Consider the following 20,366-nt stretch of genomic DNA (forward strand, 5'->3'; position numbering starts at 1 on the left):
CCGACGGCGAAGAACACCAGCCCGACCCCGTAGGTCAGCGGCCGGCCGTCGCGGTCCGCGAGCACACCGGCCGGCAAGCGCACCCGCGCGGTCACCGCGGGGTAGCCGACGGTGGGCGTGATGGCACCGTCGAGGGAGAAGCCGATGTCCTTGAGGCCGATGTCAGAGCGGGCGTTGGGGCGGCGCGACCGCCTGCTTATGGACGGCGTGGCACTGCTCTACATCGTGGCGCTTGCGACCGTGGCACAGCGAGGCGGCGGGCACTACCTCCTTTTTCCGGGGCTTGCGGCACTCTCGTACGATGTCTTGACTCGGCCATGGGGAAAATGGGCGATCCAGCCCGGGCGGCTCATCCTCACGCCGGCGTTGGGGGCGGCCGTCGGCACATTGACAACGCGAGCGTTTGGTTACGGTGTTCTGACCATTCTCGTCGTCACCACCCTGTGTCTGCTTCTCCTCGCTGTGCTGCGATCCAATATCGCCCCGACGATTGCGGCCGGCATACTGCCGCTTGTGTTGGGCATGAAAAGCTGGGCCTACCCCGTCTCGGTAGCGTTGAGCCTGGTTGTTTTGGTCGGTATTTTGTTGCCGTGGAGAAAACATTACCGGCGGAAGTACCAGGACGGCCCGGCAGTTTCGGCTAGCGACCTCGACGATCTTCTCGAAGCAGCACCCGGCGGGAAGACGTGGATGCTACCGTTCTTCCTCTTTTTGACGGTGATGGCCTGCTGTGCTGTGGCGTCGGGTTTCCGGCTTCTTTTATTCCCCCCTCTGATCGTCATCGCCTACGAGATGTTCGCTCACCCCTCGTCGTGTCCCTGGGCCGGAAAGCCGGTGGTGCTGCCTTTTGCGTGTTTTCTGACATCGTCTGGAGGATGGCTTGCCGTAATACTATTCGGAAACGGTGGAATTGCTGCTGGGTGCGGCTTGGCATTTGGCATTGTTGTGCTCCGACTGCTGGAGCTGCACATGCCTCCCGCGCTGGCGCTCGGGCTGTTACCGCTGGTCATCGATGCTCCCGGTATCGACTACCCCGTGTCGGTGACCATCGGAACAGCAGCCTTGACGCTCGCCTTTCTGCTCTACCGACGGTGGGCAGCAGTCCGGTGCGCGTCGTGAGGGGGACCGCGAGCTCTTGGGCCACTGCGGCGAGGTGGTTGAAATGCCCGGGTCGACGGACTTTAGGCCGCGGCTCGCCCAGCCACCGCTTGATCGTAGCCGTCCAGCACAGTCTCGGCTACGAGCCGGTGTGCGCCCAGCGGGGCTGCCATCGAAATCCCGGCGGTGCACGCGTACGCCGATATCCGGTCGAGCAGTAGCCCTGGCGCGAGGAACCACGGGGCAATCACCAGCCGTCGGGCGCCGCGTCGTCGCAAGTGGCCGGCAGCCTCCGCCGGCGACGGCCCGGCTCCGGTCGCAAATGCCGCCATCGCACCCACCCAGTGGGTGCCAGATGCCAGCCGTGCCGCCACCGCCGCGGTGCGCGTGTTCGCACCAGCCTTGGTGGATCCGACCGCGAGCACCAGCACACCGAGGTCTTGGTGGGACCGAGAAACGCCTACCGCAGTGAGCCTTTCATGCATTACCGTCACCAGGCGCGCATCCTCGCCAAGCACCCGTGCTTGTCGTACACCGGCGAAACCCACGATCTGTCCTGGAATGTCGATGCGGGCGTGGTAGGCGTCGGCCAACAATAACGGGGTCACCACCGCACCTGGCGTGAGCACGTCGGGCAACCTCGGCGAGTTCAGCTCGCAGAACGCAACTTGCACGTCAAGGCCGGGCCGTAGCAGCCGCAATCGATCGGCGACGGCCCGGGCGTTGGCGGCCGACCTCGGATCCTTGCTGCCGTGCGCGGTCAATACCAGTGTGCTCATGCGCTATGCAGTCCGCATTCGGTTTTGGACCGCCCGTGCCAGCGTCCGCTGCGCGGTTCGCCAATGTTGACCGGTCTGACAGTGCACGGGGCGCAGCCGATCGACGGATAGCCGTCCTGCACTAACGGATTGACCAGGACATTGTTTTCGTCGATATAGTCGGTGAGGTCTTGATCGGTCCAGGCGGCCAGCGGATTGACCTTGACCAGCTTGAAGCGTTCGTCGAAGCTGACCAGCGGGGCGTTTGCCCGACTGGGTGCGTCGGCCCGGCGCAGCCCGCTCACCCAAGCGGCATAACCGTTCAGGGCTTTGTCCAGCGGGACGATCTTGCGCAGTCGGCAGCACTCGTGGGGGTCGCGGGCGAACAGGTCTTTGCCGAGCAGTTCGTCTTGGTCGGCCACGGTGTGTTCAGGTCTGACGTTGATCAGGTGGATGTCGTAGACCGCCTCCGCCGCGTCGCGGGTGCCGATCGTTTCCACGAAGTGATATCCGGTGTCCAGAAACAGCACTGGGACACCGGGTCGCACCTTCGCGGCCAAATCGATCAGCACCGCGTCCTGCATGTTGGATGCCACAACGTAGTTGCAGGTCGCCGGCATACGGGGTCCGTTGACCCCACCGAAGTGCTCGTCGGTCCAGCGCAAAAGCTCACTGGCGCTGGCCCCTTCGAGGTCCGCAGCGCCGCGTTCGGCCAGCTCCCGCAGCTGGGTTTCAGTCCACCCGTTCGCTCGCCCGGTCACCGCAGCTCCGCTTCATCTGCGCGCATCGCCCACTGCGCGAACCGTTCGCCGTCGTTGCGTTGTTCGACGAAGTTACGCACTATCCGTTCGATGTAGTCGCCGAGCTCGTCACTGGCGACCTTGTGCTGGCGCAGCTTGCGGCCGAACCCGCTGTCGGCGCCAAGGCTGCCGCCCAAGTGCACCTGGAATCCTTCGGTCGATCCGCCGTGGCCGTCGTCGATCATCTGGCCCTTGAAGCCGATGTCGGCGACCTGGATACGGGCACACGAGTTGGGGCAGCCGTTGAGGTGGACGGTGACCGGTACGTCGAGCTGGGCGTTGAGGTCGTCTAGGCGTTTCTCGAGCTCGGGCACTAGAGCCTGAGCGCGTACCCTGGTTTCGGCGAACGACAGTTTGCAGAATTCGATCCCGGTGCACGCCATTAAGTTCTTGCGCCAGGGCGACGGCGACGACGGCAGTCCCAGGGCATCGAGGCCTGCCACCATGGCGTCCACTTCGTCGTCGGGCACGTCCAGAACGACCAGCTTCTGATACGGAGTGAACCTCGCCCGGTCCGAACCGGCGCGCTCCATCAGGTCGGCCACCGCGGACAAGACGGTGCCCGACACTCGCCCGGAGACCGGGGCGACCCCGACGGAGTTGAGCCCGTTCTTGAGCCGCTGCACGCCGACGTGGTCGATCGGATGTGTGACCGGTTCGGGCGCCGGGCCGTCGATGAGGCGCCGTTTGAGGTATTCGGTTTCCAGAACCTCCCTGAACTTCTCGACACCCCAATCCCTGATCAAGAACTTCAGCCGAGCTTTGGAGCGCAGCCGCCGGTAGCCGTAGTCCCGGAACACCGCCGTGACGGCCTCCCACACGTCGGGCACTTCGTCGAGCGGCACCCAGGCGCCGACGCGCTGGGCGAGCATCGGGTTGGTGGACAGCCCGCCGCCGACCCACAGATCCAGCCCGGGGCCGTGCTCGGGGTGGTTGACGCCGATGAACGCGACGTCGTGGGTCTCGTGCGAAACGTCCTGCAGACCTGAGATCGCGGTCTTGTATTTGCGAGGCAGGTTGGCGTATACGGGGTTGTCGATAAAGCGCCGCAGGATCTCCTCGATTGCCGGCGAAGGGTCGAGTACCTCGTCGAGCGAGTCGCCGGCCAGTGGCGAACCGTGTATGCCGCGCGGGCAGTCACCGCAGGCCTCGATGGTTTGCAACCCGACGGCGCTGAGCCGCTGCCAGATCTCGGGCACTTTCTCGATCTCGATCCAATGGAACTGCACATTCTCCCGATCTCCGATATCGGCGGTGTCGCGGGCGAATTCGGTCGAGACCTGACCTAGCGTCCGCAAGGTGACGGCCGACATGGGTTTGCCGTCGGAGCGCACACGCATCATGAAGAACTTGGCCTCGATCGTGTCGATGTTCTCGTCGCCGGTCCAGGTCCCGTCGTAGCCCTGCTCCCGCTGCGTATACAGACCCATCCAGCGGAACCGCCCGCGCAGATCGCTCTTGTCGATGCTGTCGAAACCCTGCTTGGCATAGACATTGAGAATCCGGTCCCGCACATTGAGCGGCGCGTCATCGCATTTGATCTGCTCGGTGTCGTTGAGTGGCTGGTGTTCACCCAGCGCCCACTGGCCCTCGCTACGAGTCTTAGCGGCACGGGCTGTGGTCATGTGGACCCCCTCCTTAACCAATGGTTCAACAGTGATTGCCGGCCTATACCAGGCGCAGCGAGTGCGAGTGGACTGATTCGCCGCCTCCGGTACGCCAAGGCTAGACCTACTCAAGTCATGGATACGTCTGGTCAGCGCGGTTGATACGCGCCAAATGGCGATGATTCAGTTGGTTGCATAGCTCATGCTCTCGATGGTTCACCGCCTCGGCGCTCGGCGGTAGCAGCCTTGCAGTTGTGACGCCACAACGTTTTGTTGTGGACCGCCTCGACACTTCCGCGGGCTTCCCCAGCAATCCGGAAGGTCGGGGTCGGCGAAGTCCGAGGTTGATTGCGCCGACGGTGCTACCCGGCGCCACGACATGAGATAATCGCTTTACATCCAGTCACTTCCGCGTAACAGAGTGTTTACTGCGCTGCGCCTCGATGGTCAGACTTCTCGGCAGCGTGGCGGTCTTGTGACGCCGTGCAGGTCGCCATCCGATAGGCTTGATGCTTGTATATTCGGGACCCACTGTATCGGAAAGGCTTCTATGACCGCCACCCCTGTTGTGCACGATGTCGTCGTCATCGGCTCCGGGCCTGCTGGGTACACGGCCGCCATCTATGCGGCCCGGGCGCAGTTGGCGCCGGTGGTGTTCGAGGGGACGTCGTTCGGCGGTGCGTTGATGACCACCACAGAGGTGGAGAACTACCCCGGATTCCGGGACAGCATCCTCGGTCCGGAGTTGATGGACCAGATGCGTGAGCAGGCACGCCGTTTCGGTGCGGATCTGCGGGCCGAGGACGTCGACTCGGTCGCGCTGGATGGGCCGGTCAAGTCGGTGGTCAGCGCCGAGGGGCAGACCTACCGGTCGCGGGCGGTCATCTTGGCGATGGGCGCGGCGGCGCGCTATCTGCATGTGCCCGGTGAACAGGAATTGCTGGGGCGAGGTGTGAGCTCATGTGCCACCTGCGACGGGTTCTTCTTCCGGGACCAGGACATCGCTGTCATTGGCGGCGGCGACTCGGCGATGGAGGAAGCCAGCTTCTTGACTCGCTTCGCCCGCAGTGTGACGGTGGTGCATCGCCGCGAGGAGTTTCGCGCCTCCAAGATCATGCTCGAGCGGGCCCGCAGTAACGACAAGATCCGCTTTGTCACCAATCACATAGTGGTCGCCGTCGACGGTGACGATACGGTCACCGGACTCCGATTGCGCGACACGACGACTGGTGCGGAGACCACGATGGCGGTAACGGGGATGTTCGTTGCGATCGGCCACGATCCGCGTTCGGAGCTGGTACGAGATGTCGTCGACGTCGACCCGGATGGCTACGTCTTGACCCAACAACCCTCCACCCGCACCTCAGTGGAGGGGGTGTTCGCGGCCGGGGATCTGGTGGACCGGGACTATCGGCAGGCGGTGACCGCGGCAGGCACTGGCTGCGCGGCGGCGATCGACGCCGAACGTTGGCTGGCGGAATCGGCGACGGCCGCCGCGGATGCCACAACCACCGAAGACACCGAACTGATGGGAGCACGCAGATGACCGACACCGACAAGACCAGCGCCACCGTGGCGGTCTCCGACACCTCGTTTGCGTCGGACGTCTTGTCTAGTAATAAGCCTGTGCTGGTTGACTTTTGGGCCACCTGGTGCGGACCGTGCAAAATGGTTGCACCGGTGCTCGAAGAGATCGCGGCAGAAAAGGCCGGCCAGCTCACCGTCGCCAAGCTCGATGTCGATGCCAATCCACAGACTGCGCGCGATTTCCAGGTCGTCTCAATTCCCACGTTGATCCTGTTCAAAGACGGTCAACCGGTCAAACGCATCGTCGGCGCCAAGGGCAAAGCGGCGTTGCTGCGTGAAATCTCCGACCTCGTCTAAGAGCGTCTTAGCCCTGGGTGCCGCGCCGGACGACGTCCACGCAGAGCACCACCGCGGCCGGTGACCCTGGGGCGGGTCGAGGTAGAGCCCCCCGATGCCGCCGAGCGTCTCGCATCGCAAATCCTCGTTGTGTCTGGGCATCTTCGGCGTTCCTCTGCTTCGACCGATGACGGTTCATTGGTGGTCCGACACTGCTAATTCGGTGGACTGGCTCTGGGAATGCACTGGAGGTCTGAGTGGTACGTGAATGCCTGGTGTTCACCATGTTCGGCGGGAAGGCCAGGGCCACCTCGACGGTAGGGCGTGAATGTACTGTTCAGCCATCATGCAAGCCCGTCAATCGCCGCCCGAGCCGACTGGTGGGCCGCTGGACGATCCCTGAATGGTGCCTGGCGAGCTGAATCCAACAGGCAACTGGCAGATTACAGCGGGTGCCATGCACTACCGGCTCGGCTACCGTGGCCGTTGGCATTTTTCAATCAGGAGGGGCTCAATGGGCCGTGGGCAGAGAATCATCGACTGGAACCCCGAAGACGTCGTAGCTTGGGAGGCTGGCAACAAGAAGATCGCGCGGCGCAATCTGCTGTGCATGATGGCCGCCGATCATGTCGCCTTCTCGATCTGGGCGCTCTGGTCGGTGATGGTGCTGTTCATGCCCGCGTCGGTATACGGTTTCTCGGCGGGCGACAAACTCCTGGTGGGTGCCACCGCCACGTTGTCCGGGGCATGTTTGCGCATTCCCTACACGTTGGGCATCGCCAGGTTCAGGGGCCGCAACTGGACGACGTTTGCAGCGCTGGTGTTGCTGATCCCGACCGTAGGAACCATTGTGCTGCTGGCCAACCCTGGCCTGCCGTTGTGGATGTATGTGGTGTGCGCGGCGCTGACTGGGTGCGGCGGCGCCAACTATGCAGCGTCGTTGGCCAACGTCAACGCCTTCTACCCACAGCGCCTCAAGGGCTTTGCACTTGGGGTCACCGCCGGGATCGGAAATCTCGGGGTAGCGGGTGTCCAGGTGGTAGGACTGGTGGTGCTCGCGATCGCCGGGAACCGGCAGCCGTACTGGGTATGCGCGGTCTACTTGCTGCTGCTCGTGGTCGTCGCTATCGCGGCGGCACTGTTCATGGACAATCTGGAGCACGCCATCGAAGTGGCCACCGTGAGGGCGGTGCTGCGCGAGCGCGACACCTGGTTGCTCGCAACGCTTTACGTCGGCACCTTCGGTACCTTCATCGGGTTTTCGTTCGCGTTCGCGCAAGTGCTGCAGGTGAACTTCATCGCCGGTGGGCAGAGCGCCGCGGCGGCATCGCTGCACGCGGCCCAGTTCGCCTTCATCGGGCCGCTGCTGGGGGCGCTGTCCCGGATCTACGGTGGCCGGTTGGCAGACCGATTCGGCGGTGGCCGCATCACTCTGGCCGTATATGCCGGCATGATCGTGGCAACCGCAGTGCTGGCCAGCGTCAGCGCCCACGACGACCACACTCCTGGCACCAGGACCACTGCCACCATGGCAGGCATTGTCGCTTGTCTGCTCATGTTGTTCTTCTTGGCTGGGCTCGGCAAAGGCTCGGTCTTCAAACTGATCCCGGCGGTGATCGAGGCGCGCGGGCACACGCTCGACGTCAGCGACACCGAACGTCGCCATTGGTCACGAAACATGTCGGGAGCGCTGATCGGGTTCGCCGCTGCAACCGGCGCGCTCGGTGGTGTCGGTGTGGACTTGGTGTTGCGGCAGTCCTACCAGAGCACCGGCTCAGACACGATGGCGTTCTGGACCTTCCTCGCGGTATACATCGGCGCGGCGTTGGTCACCTGGACGATGTATGTGCGGCGCCCATTCGCCGGCAGCCCAAGCGCGGCGGTTACGCAGGCCGTGCCGGTGTCGCCACACGTCGACGGTGGACTTTGCTCGACCGGTCGAGCTACGCGGTGACGTTTTCGGTGTTGCTATCCAGATTTTTGACCGCAATAGGGTCGTTGTCGGTGACCCCGACTTTCGACGCGCCACCGGGTGAACCGAGGTCGGCGAAGAACTCGGCGTTGAGCTGGTGATATTGGCTCCACTCGTCGGGCAGGTCATCCTCGTAGTAGATGGCCTCGACCGGGCACACCGGCTCGCAGGCGCCGCAGTCGACACACTCGTCGGGCTGGATATAGAGCATCCGCGCGCCCTCGTAGATGCAATCGACCGGGCATTCCTCGATGCAAGATTTGTCCTTGACGTCGACACACGGTTCGGTGATCACATATGTCACAACCGTTTCCTTTCTCTGTTGCTGTCAAGAGAACCGCTAGGGCGTCTTTGGCCCACAAGTATCAGCCGTGGCTGACCCGCAGCAGCTCGGGCAGGCTAGGCAGTTTGACGCGAGGCCGCCCGAGCGCCTCACCAGCCGACCGCTCGTAGTCGTCGATTCGTTTCCAGTGCGCGTAGGTGACGAGCTTGGGTTGGCGCGAGGCGAGCCAATCGGCCAGTTTATCGGCGTGGTCGGCCGAAAAATCGGCCAGCCCGGAGTGCCCGGCGGCAGCCAGGTCGGCCAGCAGCGTGTTGACGGTGTCCTGGGAGTCTTTTTTGTTGGTGCCGATCACCCCGGTGGGGCCGCGCTTGATCCAGCCGACGACGTATTCGTTGCGGCTGCCTACCACCCGGCCGGCCCTGTTGGGGATAGTGCCGCTCCTGTCGTCAAACGGCAGCCCCGGTGTGGGCACACCGCGGTAGCCGACCGAGCGCACCACCAACTGAACGGGCAGCTTGTCGCGACCCCCGGTGTCCTTAGCCACTACCCGCCCATTGTCGTCGCTGACCAACTCGTTGCTCCCCAACACGATCTGCTCGACTTTCTCGTTGCCTATGATCTCGACGGGGGATGTCAGGAACCGGAAAACGATACGACGGTTCCCGGGATGCGGTGTGCGACCGGCGTAGTCACGCAGCACCTTCATGTTCTGCGCGGCCGTCTTACCGGCCGCCGCCGCATCGTCGTCGCTGATGCCTTCCAACTGTGCCGGGTCGACGATCACGTCGACCCCTTCCAGCTCGCCGAGCTCGCGCAGCTCCAGCGTCGTGAAAGCGCTCTGCAGCGGGCCGCGCCGGCCGATGAGCACGACTTCCTGTACGCCGCAGGGTCGCAGGGTTTCCAGCGCATGGTCGGCGATATCGGTGCGGGCCAGCATATCCCGGTCGGTGACCAAGATCCGGGCTACGTCGATAGCGACGTTGCCATTGCCCACCACAACGGCGCGACCGTTGGAAAGATCGGGTGACATGGTGCAAAACTGCGGGTGCGCGTTGTACCAACCCACGAAATCCACCGCAGCGATGCTGCCCGGCAGCTGTTCACCGGGAATGCCCAACGGCCGGTCTGACTGCGCCCCAACCGCATAGATCACCGCGTCGTAGCGCTCGGTCAGTTCGGCAGCGCTGACATGCTCACCCACCGCGATGTTGCCGAAGAACCGGAAGCGGGGGTCGGCGGCGGTCTTTTCGAAGGTTTTACTGATCGACTTGATCTTGGGGTGATCAGGCGCGACACCCGAACGCACCAGACCCCACGGTGTGGGGAGCATCTCGATCATGTCCACCGCGACGTCCAGGTCCGCCACAGAGTCGGCGGCCTTCAGCAAGGACGCTGCGGCAAAGAATCCGGACGGGCCAGACCCGACGATTGCGACGTAGTACGGGCGCATCTCAACGTCTCCGCCGGCGCGGCATGTGGCGGCGCCCTGGGTGGGAAAGCGCAGTCACGCGACGGGTGCCGTCCGCGCGCATGAGCTCGCTCGTGCTACGGGTCATGATTTCGATATTGCGGTGCTTGCTTGGCTACCGGTAGAGGTCTCGGTGTTGTGAAGCCACAAGCAGTCGTTGTGACCTCCGCCCGTGGGCGGAGAGCAGCACACCCGGCCACACAGGCGCGCGCCCAGCTCTGCTTCGGCTACATGCTTCGAGCATTCCTCCAGCTTAAAATGCATGCAGCATATCGGCGTTATCCATGGGGATCACGTCCATGGGAATCGCAGAGGACGCAACGGCGGATTCAGCTGTAGCTGGTGGACTGTGCGCTGTTGTTGGGATCAGGACACATTTGGCGAAAGGTGCGTGCGATGGATTTCGGGGTGTTGCCGCCGGAGGTCAACTCCGGTCGGATGTATGCCGGTGCAGGGCCGGGGCCGATGCTGGCCGCTGCGGCGGCCTGGGATGGGCTGGCCGCTCAGTTGCACGACACGGCGGCGTCTTACGGGTCGGTGGTTGCGGGGTTGGCTGGGCAGTGGCGGGGTCCGTCGTCGGCGACCATGGCGGCTGCGGCCGCGCCGTATGCGGCGTGGGTGAGCGCCACCGCTGCGCAGGCCGAGGGCACCGCAAGGAGGGCCAGGGTAGCGGCCGCAGCCTATGAGACCGCGTTCGCAGCGACGGTGCCACCCCCGGTGATCTCGGCCAACCGTGCCCAGTTGACCGCGCTGATCGCGACGAACTTTTTCGGCTTGAACACGCCGGCGATCATGGCCACCGAGGCCCAGTACGCCGAGATGTGGGCCCAGGATGCAGCCGCCATGTACGACTATGCCGGCACCTCGGCGACCGCAACGCAAGTGACGCCGTTCAGCCCGCCGCCGCAGACCACCAACCCGGCGGGAACTGCCGCGCAAGCCACCGCGGTCGCCCAGGCCGCTGGCACGGCCGCTAGCACGCACGCGTTGACGTTGCCCCAGTTGATGTCTGCTGTGCCGCAGTCGCTGCACAGCCTCACAACGCCCATTTCGGCTGCGGCTCCCGCAGCGCAGGGAGCTGGCGACTTCATCACCGGCCCGTTATCGCCGTTGTCGTTGTTCACCCTTGTCGGGCTCCCTAGTCTTCTCGGCGTCCAGGGTTATCTGCTGCCCCAAGCCGCTGCGAACCTGACCAGCGCGTCGGAGAAAATGGCCAAAATCTCGCCGGACAAGCTGCCTTGGCCGTTCACCGCCCCCGCATCGCCAGCTGCGGAATCGCTGGAGGGCGGACTGGGTTCGGGCGCTCGTGTCGTGAGCTCGACCGGCGTGGGCCCGGTTGCGTCCGGTCGCGCCGGCATGATCGGGGGTTTGTCGGTGCCGCCAGTTTGGGCGTCGGCTGCCCCGGCGATCAAAGCGGCCGCTGCGATGTTGCCGGAAAGCGGACTCGGCGCCGTTCCAGCAGCGATCGCCGCTGATGGCCAGGGAAGCCTTTTGAGCAATATGGCCCTGTCCGGTCTGGCCGGACGGGCCATCGCGGGAACCGGCGGTTCAGCCGCCCGACCCACCGGCACCAGCGGCGCCACCAGTAGCAGAGAAGCTGCTGCCCCCAGAGAAGTCGCACTCACCGCGAACATCTTTGTGATACACGAGGCCGACAAATGACCACCACCAGCGCAGTAGCAACCAGCCAAGCAGTCCAATCAAGGAGTCTCACCATGGATTACGGAGCCTTGCCGCCCGAGGTCAACTCCGCTCGCATGTATGCCGGTGCGGGTGCGGGATCGATGCTGGCCGCCGCGGCGGCCTGGGATGGGCTAGCCGCCGAGCTGCGCTCGACCGCGTCCGCCTACTCCTCGGTGATCTCGGGGCTGACCACCACGTGGCTGGGCCCGGCATCGGCGAGCATGGCTGCCGCAGCCGCGCCGTATACGGCGTGGCTGACCGCCACCGCCGGCCAGGCCGAAGACACCGCTATGAAAGTCAAGGCAGGCGCAGCCGCGTACCAGACCGCGTTTGCGGCCACGGTGCCACCGCCAGTGATAGCCGCAAACCGCGCTGCCCTGGCGTCGCTGACTGCGACCAACATTTTCGGCCTGAACACCGCAGCGATCGCGGCCAACGAAGCCCAATACGCCGCCATGTGGGCACAAGATGCCGCCGCGATGCATAGCTACGCCGGCCAATCCGCGGCGGCCTCGCAGGTGAGTCCGTTCGCTGCGGCGCCGCAAACCACCAATCCCGCTGGCACGGCGGACCAAGTTGCCGCGGTTGCCCACGACGTCGGCGCCTCGGCCACGGCGAACATCCAGTCGGCCTTGGCGCAGCTGACGTCGGCGACACCGGGCGCACTGCAAAGCCTCGCAGCACCCGTCCAGGCTGGTAACCCGATCAACGCGCTAACGAATGCCCTCGACAGCCTGAACTCATCTCCGTTGGCAACGATCGCCGGTTATCTGGAACTGATCCCGAAAACGATCCTGCCGGTTAACGACGTTCTGATCAATACCATCATGGGCTTGGTGATCGGCGGCCGGGCCGTCTCAGATGTGGTTGTCGGTGCCGACAGCGGGGCGGGATCGGCTCTGGCGGCTGGGCTCGGTTCGGGTGGATCTGCGCTGGGGTCAGCGGGTTTGGCTGGAGCCGGGCCGGCGATATCGGCGGCGACGGCAGTGTCGGCCAGTATGGGCCAAGCCGGGTCTGCCGGTGGATTGGCGATTCCGCCGACCTGGACTGCGGCCACTCCGGCGATCAAAACGGTTGCCGCGGTGTTGTCCGGCGCCGGGCACGGTGCCGTCCCGGCGGCCGCGGTCAGCCAGGGCAGTCTGTACAGCGGCATGGCCGCTGCCGGCATGGTCGGAGGCGCGCTCGGCGGTGGAGTCCCTCGCGCCGTAGCCGGCGCCGGCATCAAGGGGGGCGGCGTCAAGGTAAAAGACCTCAAAGACAGCGACCCGTCGCCGAATCTGCAACGCATCGTGGCCGAGATGGCGGAGAACCCAGAGAGCGTTCAACACTGGCACACCGACTCCGAACACCTCGACGGCCTGCTGGCCGAATTGCAGCAACAGCCCGGCATTCACGCGGTACACGTGTCAAAAAACAGCACGCCCGCGTTGACATCACCGACAGCACAGTCGATCTAGGGCCCAGCTGGACGATAGGCAGAGCAGGTCCCCGTCACACTGGTCAGGGTTCCCGGTTCTCGCCTCCCCGCGACCTGGCCAGGCCTATCTGTTAGGCTGGCCGTTTGCGGGTGCCGATGTGGCTGAGCAGATCTCGTATCGCACCAGCGGGTGGGGTGCGCCCGCCAACCCAGACGGCACGCAGCTGGCGCCGCAGATCCAATTGGGGGATAGTGACGGCGCATAGACGCCCTACCGCCAGGTCGTCGGCCACTGCCAGTCGACTCATCACCGCCGGCCCCGCGCCGGCAAGGACTGCAGCGCGTATGGCTGCAGGAGAATGTAATTCGAGCGCGGGGGGCGCTTGCTGCATATCATCGCCCAGGGCGTGACGTAGGGCCACTGTGAGTGAATCGCGTATACCCGAGGGCGGCTCGCGGGTCACCAGGGGCGTTCGCGCAAGTTCGGCGGCGCTGACGAATCGCGACGGCCGAGCCCACTTATGGTTCTGCGGCACAACCACCACCAGTTCGTCGTGCGCCACGACGCAGTTTCCTAACCCTTTGGGCTGCCCGGGGTTTTCGACGAAGCCGAGGTCGGCGGTGCCCTCACGAACCGAGGCGATCGTGTGTTCGCAGTTGGTGGCGTTGAGAATTACTTGGGGAGCGGTGCCGCCCCGCTGCCGGACGGCGGTTTGCATGGATGCCAACCAGTTAGGCACTAGCTGTTCGGCGATCGTCTGACTGGCCACGACCGTCAGGCGCCGACGGCTGGTCTCTCGCAGCGAATCGAGTCCCGCGTCGACCTCGCGGGCAAAGTCCAACAGGCCGGCCGCTCGCTCGGCGACCAGAACACCGGCGGGCGTGAGTTGTGTTCCGCGAGTCGTGCGAACAGCCAACCGGACACCGATCTGGGCTTCCATCGAAGCCAGCCGCGCCGACACAGCTTGTTGGGTCAGCCCGAGTTCGCGCGCGGCGCCACCGAGACTACCCGCCTGGGCGACGGCCAGAAAGATTTCTAGGGCGCCGAGTTCGGGCATTCGTGAACTAAGCGGCATACCCCACCAAAGCACAACTCTGCGTTGTCTGCACCAGCAAAGGCGGTGTTCACAGTTGGCGCACAACACATTTGCAGGCCACCCGAAGCCAGGGGTGCCTATTGTCCCGCTGAGCACATCACTTCCCGAAATGCGCGGGACGGCGACGCAGCCAAAGACTGTGAATTCACAAAATCGAGACTGCCGCCACCAGCCGACTGGGCCGAGAACCATCAGCGGTCGTTGTGCCGCAAGGACGCCCGCGGGTCAAGCCGCCGAGCGCGGCCGAGCTACTGCGGTTCGGGCACAGCCACATTCGTGTCGGCGACCATGCCGCGCTGACCTTTCGGGCCGGTACTTGGTGCGCTATGCTCTCTTTGAAACGCAGGGCCTGATCTTTCGGATCTCGAAGTGGAGACGCAATGCGCGTGATGAAACTGCTTTCGGCTGCGACCTGTGCGACCACCATAATTTGCCTGGCCGGTGCTGCGCAGGCCGATGACGATACCCGAGACGCCGATTTTCTCCAGGTGCTTCATAATGTGGGTATCGGGTATGCGAGCGAGGACGACGTTATCGCCAGCGGTAAAGCGGTTTGCTCCTACATAGCGGGAGGGCATACCCCCAACGAAACCGCGCAAACCATCGAAAATGAAAACCCGAAACTCTCGCCGAAGCAAGTTCTTCAGTTCCTGGAGCTTGCACGAGCAGTGTACTGCCCACCACCGCCCTTGGGCGGCGGTGGCGGCGGCTAGCAGACCCAGCCCTTACCCAGCCCGAAAACGGCGGGTGCGACTTTTGCTCATCCCCAGGCCGACTGGTTGGCGGCCAATTCCTCTTGCCATCGTGGCGGGAGCGGCAGCGGATTCGGATCTGTGCGTCTTCGGGTGTTGTAGGCCAAGGCCGATGCTAGCCAGCCGCTGGGCATCACCAGAGCAGCCGCCGGCCGCTCGCCGTCCTTGTTTTCGTCTTTCTTATCGCCATTGCCGTCATGGCGATCCGTCACACCACTCAGCGCGCCTCGCCCGGACATCGTGCCCATAGTCGCCTCTTGTAGCGCCGTTCCCGGTGGTAGGCCGACGGCCGTGGTCGGGGCGGCGCCGGCGCCGATGGCCGTCAGAGCAATCGCCATCGGCTCGGCACCCGCGGCCGCGGTCGCCGTAGCCCAAGTCGGTGGCACCGACATCGCCCCGATCGAAGACGCCTGCCCCAGCCCCGCGAATGGCCCGAGCAATTCCGCGAGTGGCCCGAGCAATTCCGCTTTACCCAGACCTCCCAGCGCATTCGCCCCGCCAACCCCGAACAGGGCGTTCTGCGGCCCCAGCCCCGCGAACGTGGTGTAACCCGCGATGCCGCGCACGACAACTTCCCTGAAATACCCGAAAGCGTTCGTGCCGATGGTGTAGAAAGCCGTAAAGTAGCCCAACGGGACGTTTGTACTGTCTCCCACCGCCTGATTGATCCAGCCCAAACCCTGTTCGGTTAAACCGCCGGTAGGGGAGTTCAGAAACGATAGTACGTGCGACAAGCCCGGCATATTCGGTGTGGTCGACGCGAGGGCCTGGCTGTGGATCGCGTCGATTGTGGCAGCCTCAGCGACTGCACCGGCCTGGGCGACGAGGCCGGCCGGGTTGGTGGTCGGAGGTGGCTCAGGGAACGGTGTCAGTGTGCTCGCTGACGACGAGCTATGAGCATACCCGTACATCGCGGTGGCGTCTTGCGCCCACATCTCGGCGTAGTGAGCCTCGGTCGCCGTGATCGCGGGGGTGTTCTGCCCGAAGAAGTTGGTGGCGACCAGCGCCGCCAGCAACGACCGGTTGGCGGCGATCACCGGTGGAGGCACCGTGGCGGCAAACGCGGCCTCGTAGGCAGCCGCCGCCGTCTTGGCCTGCAGCGCGGTCCGCTCAGCCAGCGCTGCACTGCCCTGTAGCCATGCCACATAGGGCGCCGCCGCACGCGCCATGACCGCCGCCGCCGGGCCCGACCACTCCTCGCTGGTCAGCCCCGAGACCACCGAGGCGTAACCGGCCGCGGCTGACTCCAGCTCTGCGGCCAGCGCGTCCCACGCCGCCGCGGCCGCCAGCATCGGCCCCGCCCCGGGGCCGGTGTACATCCGCCCAGAGTTGATCTCCGGGGGAAGCAATGCGAAATCCATGAACGCTTCCTGCCTCCGTGAACGGTGGTTCGAGTCAGCCGGCCGCGGGCGACCGGGGCACCACAGCGCGTCGGCGCGAAATCGTGCGGGCCGTCACGCCACCAAGACCCCGACCGGCCAACGTGCCCAGCATGGTCTCGCCGAACGCTCCGCCCGGCAACCCGCCGACGACGGCCGGGGCGACCGGCGTGCTGCTGACCGGCAGGGCGAACGAGGCGGGAGTGATCGCCGAGGCGGGCATCGCCCAAGTCGGTGGCACCGACAAGGCGCCGATCTTGATCGCCTGGCCCAGGCCCGCGCCCAGCCCTGAGCTGTGCAAGCTCGTCAGTCCTGCGCCGCCGAAGCTCAATGCCGCCGGCCCCACGAACGGTGGGTTGAGCGTTTCGAAGATGCCCGCGGGGTTCTCCGCCATCCACGTCAATAAGCCGACCCCGTTGTTGGCGTTGCTGAGGGCATTGGCAAAATCGGCCCAGGCAGCTGTGCCGTTGCCGAAGAATTGTGCCCCGTAACCGGTCGTCTGGTTGAGTAAACCGTCGCCGTTGACGAGGTCGCCATCGCCGAGTATTTGTTGCAGCCACGATGGCAGGTTCGATCCGGCGCTACTACCGGCGGCCTGGGCAACCGCGGCGGATTGGGCGGTCTGCCCGGCCGGGTTGGTGTTTTGCGGCGGTTGGCTAAACGGGGTGAGTCCGGAGGCGGCCGCCGACGAACGGGCATAGCCGTGCATCGCCGTAGCGTCTTGGGCCCACATCTGCGCGTACTGGCGCTCGGTCTCTCCTATCGCCGCGGTGTACTGCCCGAAGTAGTTGTGTGCGATCAGTGCCGACAACAAGGACCGGTTGGCCGCGATCGCCGGCGGAGGCACGTGGGCAGCCAGCGCAGACGCGTGGGCGCTCGCGGCGGCCTTGGCTTGGCCGGCCGTCTGCTCGGCCGCAACTGCGGTGTTGCGCAACCAGGCGACATACGGTTGGGCGGCGGCCGACATCGTCGTTGACGACGGTCCTGTCCACCGTTCGGTGGTCAATCTCGAGATCACTGAGCTGTATTGGGCTGCCGCGGAGTGCAACTCGGCGGCCAGCGCGTCCCAGGCCGCCGAGGCGGATAGCAGCGAATCTGCTCCGGGCCCGCTATACATGCGCCCCGAGTTGATCTCCGGCGGCAACAAACTGTAATCAAGAAACATCGTGCCTCCTCGTCCTCCCAGCGACCAGTTGCTGGACCGGAAGCTAGACAAGCCCGTCGTGGTGAACCGGAGGTTGCCGCCCGATGGTCGAAATGTTGAATGGAAAGTGAACTGAAGGGATGCGGACGGATGAGGACGGCCTACTAGGCGCTTTAAGGGTGATTCCGGGTGACAGCACAGCGCACGAACCCGACGACCAGCGTTCACCTGTGCTTCACCTTCTGTACGGCCGCAGTTCAACGGCGGCGATAACACTGCTGATCCGATGAAGCAGGCGAGATTGTTCTTGACCGCAGCCGGCGCCCTCGCCGCAATCGGCCTCGTCGCGCCGGTGCATGCCGACAACACCGACAACGTTTTCCTCACTGAGCTCGATCGTGCCGGCATCGAGTACGCCGACGCGCAGGACACCGTTTCCATCGGCAAGGCCGTCTGTGGCCTACTCGAGGAGGGGCGCTCGCCAACCGTCATCATGCGGTCCCTGAAGATCAGTAACCACCACCTCTCGGTGCACAACACCGCTCAATTCGTCGCGATCTCCGCGCAGACGTACTGCCCCGCTCGGCTGTCAGTCGAGAACGCTGGTGGTTAGGAACGAGTGATCACCGTGCCGCGCAACCTATTCCACGAAGTCGTCGGGTTCGCCAAGGAGCGAGCCCGACAACATCTCGACGTTACGGAGGTAACAATGACAGCTGTGAAACCGTTTCTGGCCGCAGCCGCGGTGGCCACATTTTTCGGCCTGCCCGCGACAGCTAACGCAGATCCTGGTGACACCGTCTTGCTCGGCTCGCTCGATGCGATCGGCATCCGGTACCCGAACCCGACCCAAGCCGTAGCCAGTGCCAGGGAGGTGTGCGAGTACATCACGCAGGGACACACCTCTAACCAGGCTGCACGCGGGTTGAAAAACGCTAACCCCGAGTTGACGCTGACGCAGGCATCCCAATTTGTGGCAGCGGCACGTGCGGCGTACTGCAGCCAGCCGTCCAGCGGCACCGAATCATAACCCCGCTGCAGTGACCCCGGGCATGCCGTCGCGCCGGCCCTTTCGAGGTCGTCACAGATCTGGGATGGGTAGGTCGAGGTTGGGAAAGGTAAGACCGCCGTCGACTTCGAGCGTCTTGCCGGTCAGGTAGCTGCTCGCCGGTGAGGCGAGATACACCGCGGCCGCGGCGATATCGACCGGATCACCGAGCCGGCGCATCGGTGTCACCTTCTCCATCGGCATACGCAGTTCGTCGTTGGAGGCCACCACGTCCAGCGCCGAGGTGAGGATCGAGCCCGGCGCGATGGCGTTGACCCGGATGCGTGGACACAGATCCAGGGCGGCCAGCCGGGTGTAGTGGGCGAGCGCGGCTTTGGCGGTGCCGTAGGCGGCGAATCCGCGTCCGGCCAGCCGGCCCATGGTCGAGGTGATGTTGATGATGGCTCCGCTGCCGGAATGTTGCAAAATCAACGGCACCGCGGCGATAGTCAGCGCGTGCGCGGTGCCGACGTTGAACGTGAACGCGTCCCTGAGGTCCTTGGTTGGCGTGTTGAGCAATGGCGCGGGCATGGTTCCGCCGATGTTGTTGACGACGATGTCGAGCTTCCCGAACGCGTCAGCGGCCTGATCGGCCAGCGTTGCTGTCGCCTCCGGATGGGCTAGGTCGGCGACGACGACGTGGGCGCGACGGCCGGTGGCTTCGACATGCCGGGCTACGGCCTCCAATTCGGACCGGGTTCGTGACGCGATGACGACGTCAGCCCCAGCTTCGGCGAAGGCTACCGCGATCGCCGCACCGAGCCCGCGCCCGGCGCCGGTGACGACAGCGACCTGGTCATCGAGTCGAAAGCTGTCGAGGATCACCGCGCCACGTTCATCAACAAGGCAGGCACGATAAGATGCGCGCCCATCAGACGGCACCGTTACAGCCGCCGGGCTGGGCTGGTTCCGGCACCGGTCCACCGCCCGGGTTGACGACGCATTGCATGGTCGGTCGGCCCGGGGAATCTGATTGAACGATGCGCCAGTACGAACCGTCCGGGTAGTGCATTCCGTCGCAGTAGCCGTGCCCGGTCGGCGAACGATAATCACCCCCGACGCCACCCGGACAGTAACCGGCCGACGGGTCAGGAATGTGTCGATCGGGCTCGGCGTGAGCGGGCGAGCAGACCGCAACAGTGGCCGCCAGGATCGCCGCTGCCGCCGCCAATAGGGATCGTTGCACCATGTCCGAGAGCTTACTTCCCGGCGGGCTTCTTGGCCGGCGGTTTGCTCATCGTCGATTTATTGTCCTTCGATCGCGACCTTACGCTGGCCTCCAGCTTGGAGAGCAGGTCGGCGACGTCCTCCGTTTCGTCCAGCGCACTGGGTTGCTCGTCGACGGTAAACGCTTCACCGCCTTGGAGTTTCGCCTCGATCAACTCGCGCAGCTGCTCCTGGTAGGTATCGTGGTAGCGATCGGGGTCGAAGTCGTCGGTCATCGACTCGACTACCTGCCCGGCCATCTTCAGCTCGGCCGGCTTGATCTCGACCTTTTTGTCCAGCATCGGGAAGTCGGGGTCGCGGATCTCGTCCGGCCACAGCAGGGTCTGGATCACCATCACCTCGCGTTTGCTGAAATTCTTTACCCGCAACGCCGCAAGCCGGGTCTTGTTGCGCAGCGCGAAATGGACGATCGCCACCCGGTCGGTTTCGGCCAACGTCCGCGCCAGCAGCACGTAGGACTTGGCCGATGTCGAAGCCGGCTCCAGGAAGTAGCTGCTGTCATACAGCATCGGGTCGAGATCACCGGCGGGGACGAACTCCAGCACCTCGATCTCATGGTCGCGCTCCTCCGGCAGGTTGGCGATGTCGTCGTCGGTGATCACCACCATCTGCCCGTCGTCGGATTCGTAGGCCCGGGCGATGTCGGCGTAGTCGACGACCTCGCCGCATACCTCGCACACCCGCTTGTACCGGATTCGCCCGTTGTCCTTGGCGTGCACCTGGCGGAACGTGATGTCGTGATCCTCGGTGGCCCGGTAGACCTTGACCGG

20 protein-coding genes are annotated in these 20,366 nt (G+C 64.8%); 9 read left to right on the forward strand and 11 right to left on the reverse strand.

Translation table 11 applies throughout. From position 1 onward, the window contains the following. The first annotated feature begins 159 nt into the window (after positions 1–159). On the forward strand, positions 160–1,119 hold the full coding sequence (locus AC2VOP_RS12525) for a hypothetical protein (protein WP_486961268.1): 960 nt from the start codon (positions 160–162) through the stop codon (positions 1,117–1,119). Positions 1,120–1,181: 62 nt separating this feature from the next. Here the strand turns inward: AC2VOP_RS12525 and AC2VOP_RS12530 are convergent, their stop codons facing one another. The 3 genes from AC2VOP_RS12530 to AC2VOP_RS12540 are packed head-to-tail and all read right to left on the reverse strand — an operon-like array spanning position 1,182 to position 4,281. After that, positions 1,182–1,877, reverse strand: coding sequence for a sirohydrochlorin chelatase (locus AC2VOP_RS12530; protein ID WP_486961269.1), 696 nt, complete (start codon positions 1,875–1,877; stop codon positions 1,182–1,184). Continuing rightward, positions 1,874–2,617, reverse strand: a complete 744-nt coding sequence (locus AC2VOP_RS12535) for a phosphoadenylyl-sulfate reductase (protein ID WP_486961270.1) — start codon at positions 2,615–2,617, stop codon at positions 1,874–1,876. The genes AC2VOP_RS12530 and AC2VOP_RS12535 overlap by 4 nt, the downstream gene beginning before the upstream one ends. Then, on the reverse strand, positions 2,614–4,281 hold the full coding sequence (locus tag AC2VOP_RS12540) for a nitrite/sulfite reductase (RefSeq protein WP_486961271.1): 1,668 nt from the start codon (positions 4,279–4,281) through the stop codon (positions 2,614–2,616). The genes AC2VOP_RS12535 and AC2VOP_RS12540 overlap by 4 nt, the downstream gene beginning before the upstream one ends. Before the next feature lie 532 nt (positions 4,282–4,813). On the opposite strand from AC2VOP_RS12540, the gene trxB reads away from it, so the two are divergent. The 3 genes from trxB to AC2VOP_RS12555 all read left to right on the forward strand — a co-directional run bounded on the left by trxB (position 4,814) and on the right by AC2VOP_RS12555 (position 8,080). Then, positions 4,814–5,809 (forward strand): thioredoxin-disulfide reductase, encoded by a 996-nt coding sequence (trxB, locus tag AC2VOP_RS12545; protein WP_486961272.1) that lies wholly within the window; start codon positions 4,814–4,816, stop codon positions 5,807–5,809. Beyond that, positions 5,806–6,147 (forward strand): thioredoxin, encoded by a 342-nt coding sequence (gene trxA / locus AC2VOP_RS12550; RefSeq protein ID WP_486961273.1) that lies wholly within the window; start codon positions 5,806–5,808, stop codon positions 6,145–6,147. Before trxB ends, trxA begins: the two co-directional genes overlap by 4 nt. 493 nt (positions 6,148–6,640) lie before the next feature. Continuing rightward, a complete protein-coding gene (locus AC2VOP_RS12555; protein ID WP_486961274.1) occupies positions 6,641–8,080 on the forward strand; it encodes an MFS transporter in 1,440 nt (479 codons plus the stop codon). Here the strand turns inward: AC2VOP_RS12555 and fdxA are convergent. Together fdxA and AC2VOP_RS12565 are read right to left on the reverse strand one after the other, a co-directional pair. Then, positions 8,070–8,402 carry a ferredoxin gene (gene fdxA / locus AC2VOP_RS12560; protein WP_486961275.1) on the reverse strand — a complete coding sequence of 111 codons (333 nt, stop codon included), beginning with the start codon at positions 8,400–8,402 and terminating at the stop codon, positions 8,070–8,072. The genes AC2VOP_RS12555 and fdxA overlap by 11 nt on opposite strands. 61 nt (positions 8,403–8,463) lie before the next feature. Next, the gene (locus AC2VOP_RS12565; RefSeq protein WP_486961276.1) at positions 8,464–9,831 is read right to left on the reverse strand and encodes an FAD-dependent oxidoreductase; all 1,368 of its coding nucleotides are present in this window, start codon (positions 9,829–9,831) and stop codon (positions 8,464–8,466) included. A 414-nt stretch (positions 9,832–10,245) separates the two neighbouring features. Here AC2VOP_RS12565 and AC2VOP_RS12570 point away from each other — a divergent pair, with 414 nt between their 5' ends. Together AC2VOP_RS12570 and AC2VOP_RS12575 are read left to right on the forward strand one after the other, a co-directional pair. After that, positions 10,246–11,511 (forward strand): PPE family protein, encoded by a 1,266-nt coding sequence (locus AC2VOP_RS12570; RefSeq protein WP_486961277.1) that lies wholly within the window; start codon positions 10,246–10,248, stop codon positions 11,509–11,511. A 53-nt stretch (positions 11,512–11,564) separates the two neighbouring features. Then, entirely contained in the window at positions 11,565–12,989 is a 1,425-nt protein-coding gene (locus AC2VOP_RS12575) for a PPE family protein (RefSeq protein ID WP_486961278.1), read from the forward strand. Between the two features lie 91 nt (positions 12,990–13,080). Here the strand turns inward: AC2VOP_RS12575 and AC2VOP_RS12580 are convergent, their stop codons facing one another. Beyond that, positions 13,081–14,025, reverse strand: coding sequence for a LysR family transcriptional regulator (locus tag AC2VOP_RS12580; RefSeq protein WP_486961279.1), 945 nt, complete (start codon positions 14,023–14,025; stop codon positions 13,081–13,083). 410 nt (positions 14,026–14,435) lie between these two features. On the opposite strand from AC2VOP_RS12580, the gene AC2VOP_RS12585 reads away from it, so the two are divergent. After that, positions 14,436–14,759, forward strand: coding sequence for a DUF732 domain-containing protein (locus AC2VOP_RS12585; protein WP_486961280.1), 324 nt, complete (start codon positions 14,436–14,438; stop codon positions 14,757–14,759). Positions 14,760–14,806: 47 nt separating this feature from the next. Here AC2VOP_RS12585 and AC2VOP_RS12590 read toward each other — a convergent pair whose 3' ends face one another. Next, positions 14,807–16,159: a PPE family protein gene (locus AC2VOP_RS12590; RefSeq protein WP_486961281.1), complete on the reverse strand. Its 1,353-nt coding sequence runs from the start codon at positions 16,157–16,159 to the stop codon at positions 14,807–14,809. A 34-nt stretch (positions 16,160–16,193) separates the two neighbouring features. Beyond that, positions 16,194–17,342, reverse strand: a complete 1,149-nt coding sequence (locus tag AC2VOP_RS12595; RefSeq protein WP_486961282.1) for a PPE family protein — start codon at positions 17,340–17,342, stop codon at positions 16,194–16,196. Between the two features lie 286 nt (positions 17,343–17,628). On the opposite strand from AC2VOP_RS12595, the gene AC2VOP_RS12600 reads away from it, so the two are divergent. Beyond that, positions 17,629–17,934, forward strand: coding sequence for a DUF732 domain-containing protein (locus AC2VOP_RS12600; RefSeq protein ID WP_486961283.1), 306 nt, complete (start codon positions 17,629–17,631; stop codon positions 17,932–17,934). A gap of 96 nt (positions 17,935–18,030) precedes the next feature. Continuing rightward, positions 18,031–18,351, forward strand: coding sequence for a DUF732 domain-containing protein (locus AC2VOP_RS12605; RefSeq protein ID WP_486961284.1), 321 nt, complete (start codon positions 18,031–18,033; stop codon positions 18,349–18,351). Between the two features lie 51 nt (positions 18,352–18,402). Here AC2VOP_RS12605 and AC2VOP_RS12610 read toward each other — a convergent pair whose 3' ends face one another. The 3 genes from AC2VOP_RS12610 to ku form a co-directional block, all read right to left on the reverse strand. Then, a complete protein-coding gene (locus AC2VOP_RS12610; RefSeq protein ID WP_486961285.1) occupies positions 18,403–19,194 on the reverse strand; it encodes an SDR family oxidoreductase in 792 nt (263 codons plus the stop codon). Between the two features lie 46 nt (positions 19,195–19,240). Further along, the gene (locus AC2VOP_RS12615; protein WP_486961286.1) at positions 19,241–19,558 is read right to left on the reverse strand and encodes a hypothetical protein; all 318 of its coding nucleotides are present in this window, start codon (positions 19,556–19,558) and stop codon (positions 19,241–19,243) included. Between the two features lie 10 nt (positions 19,559–19,568). Beyond that, a partial coding sequence (gene ku / locus AC2VOP_RS12620) for a non-homologous end joining protein Ku (RefSeq protein WP_486961287.1) occupies positions 19,569–20,366 on the reverse strand: 798 nt, incomplete at its 5' end.

Source organism: Mycobacterium sp. TH-M106, assembly GCF_057473765.1.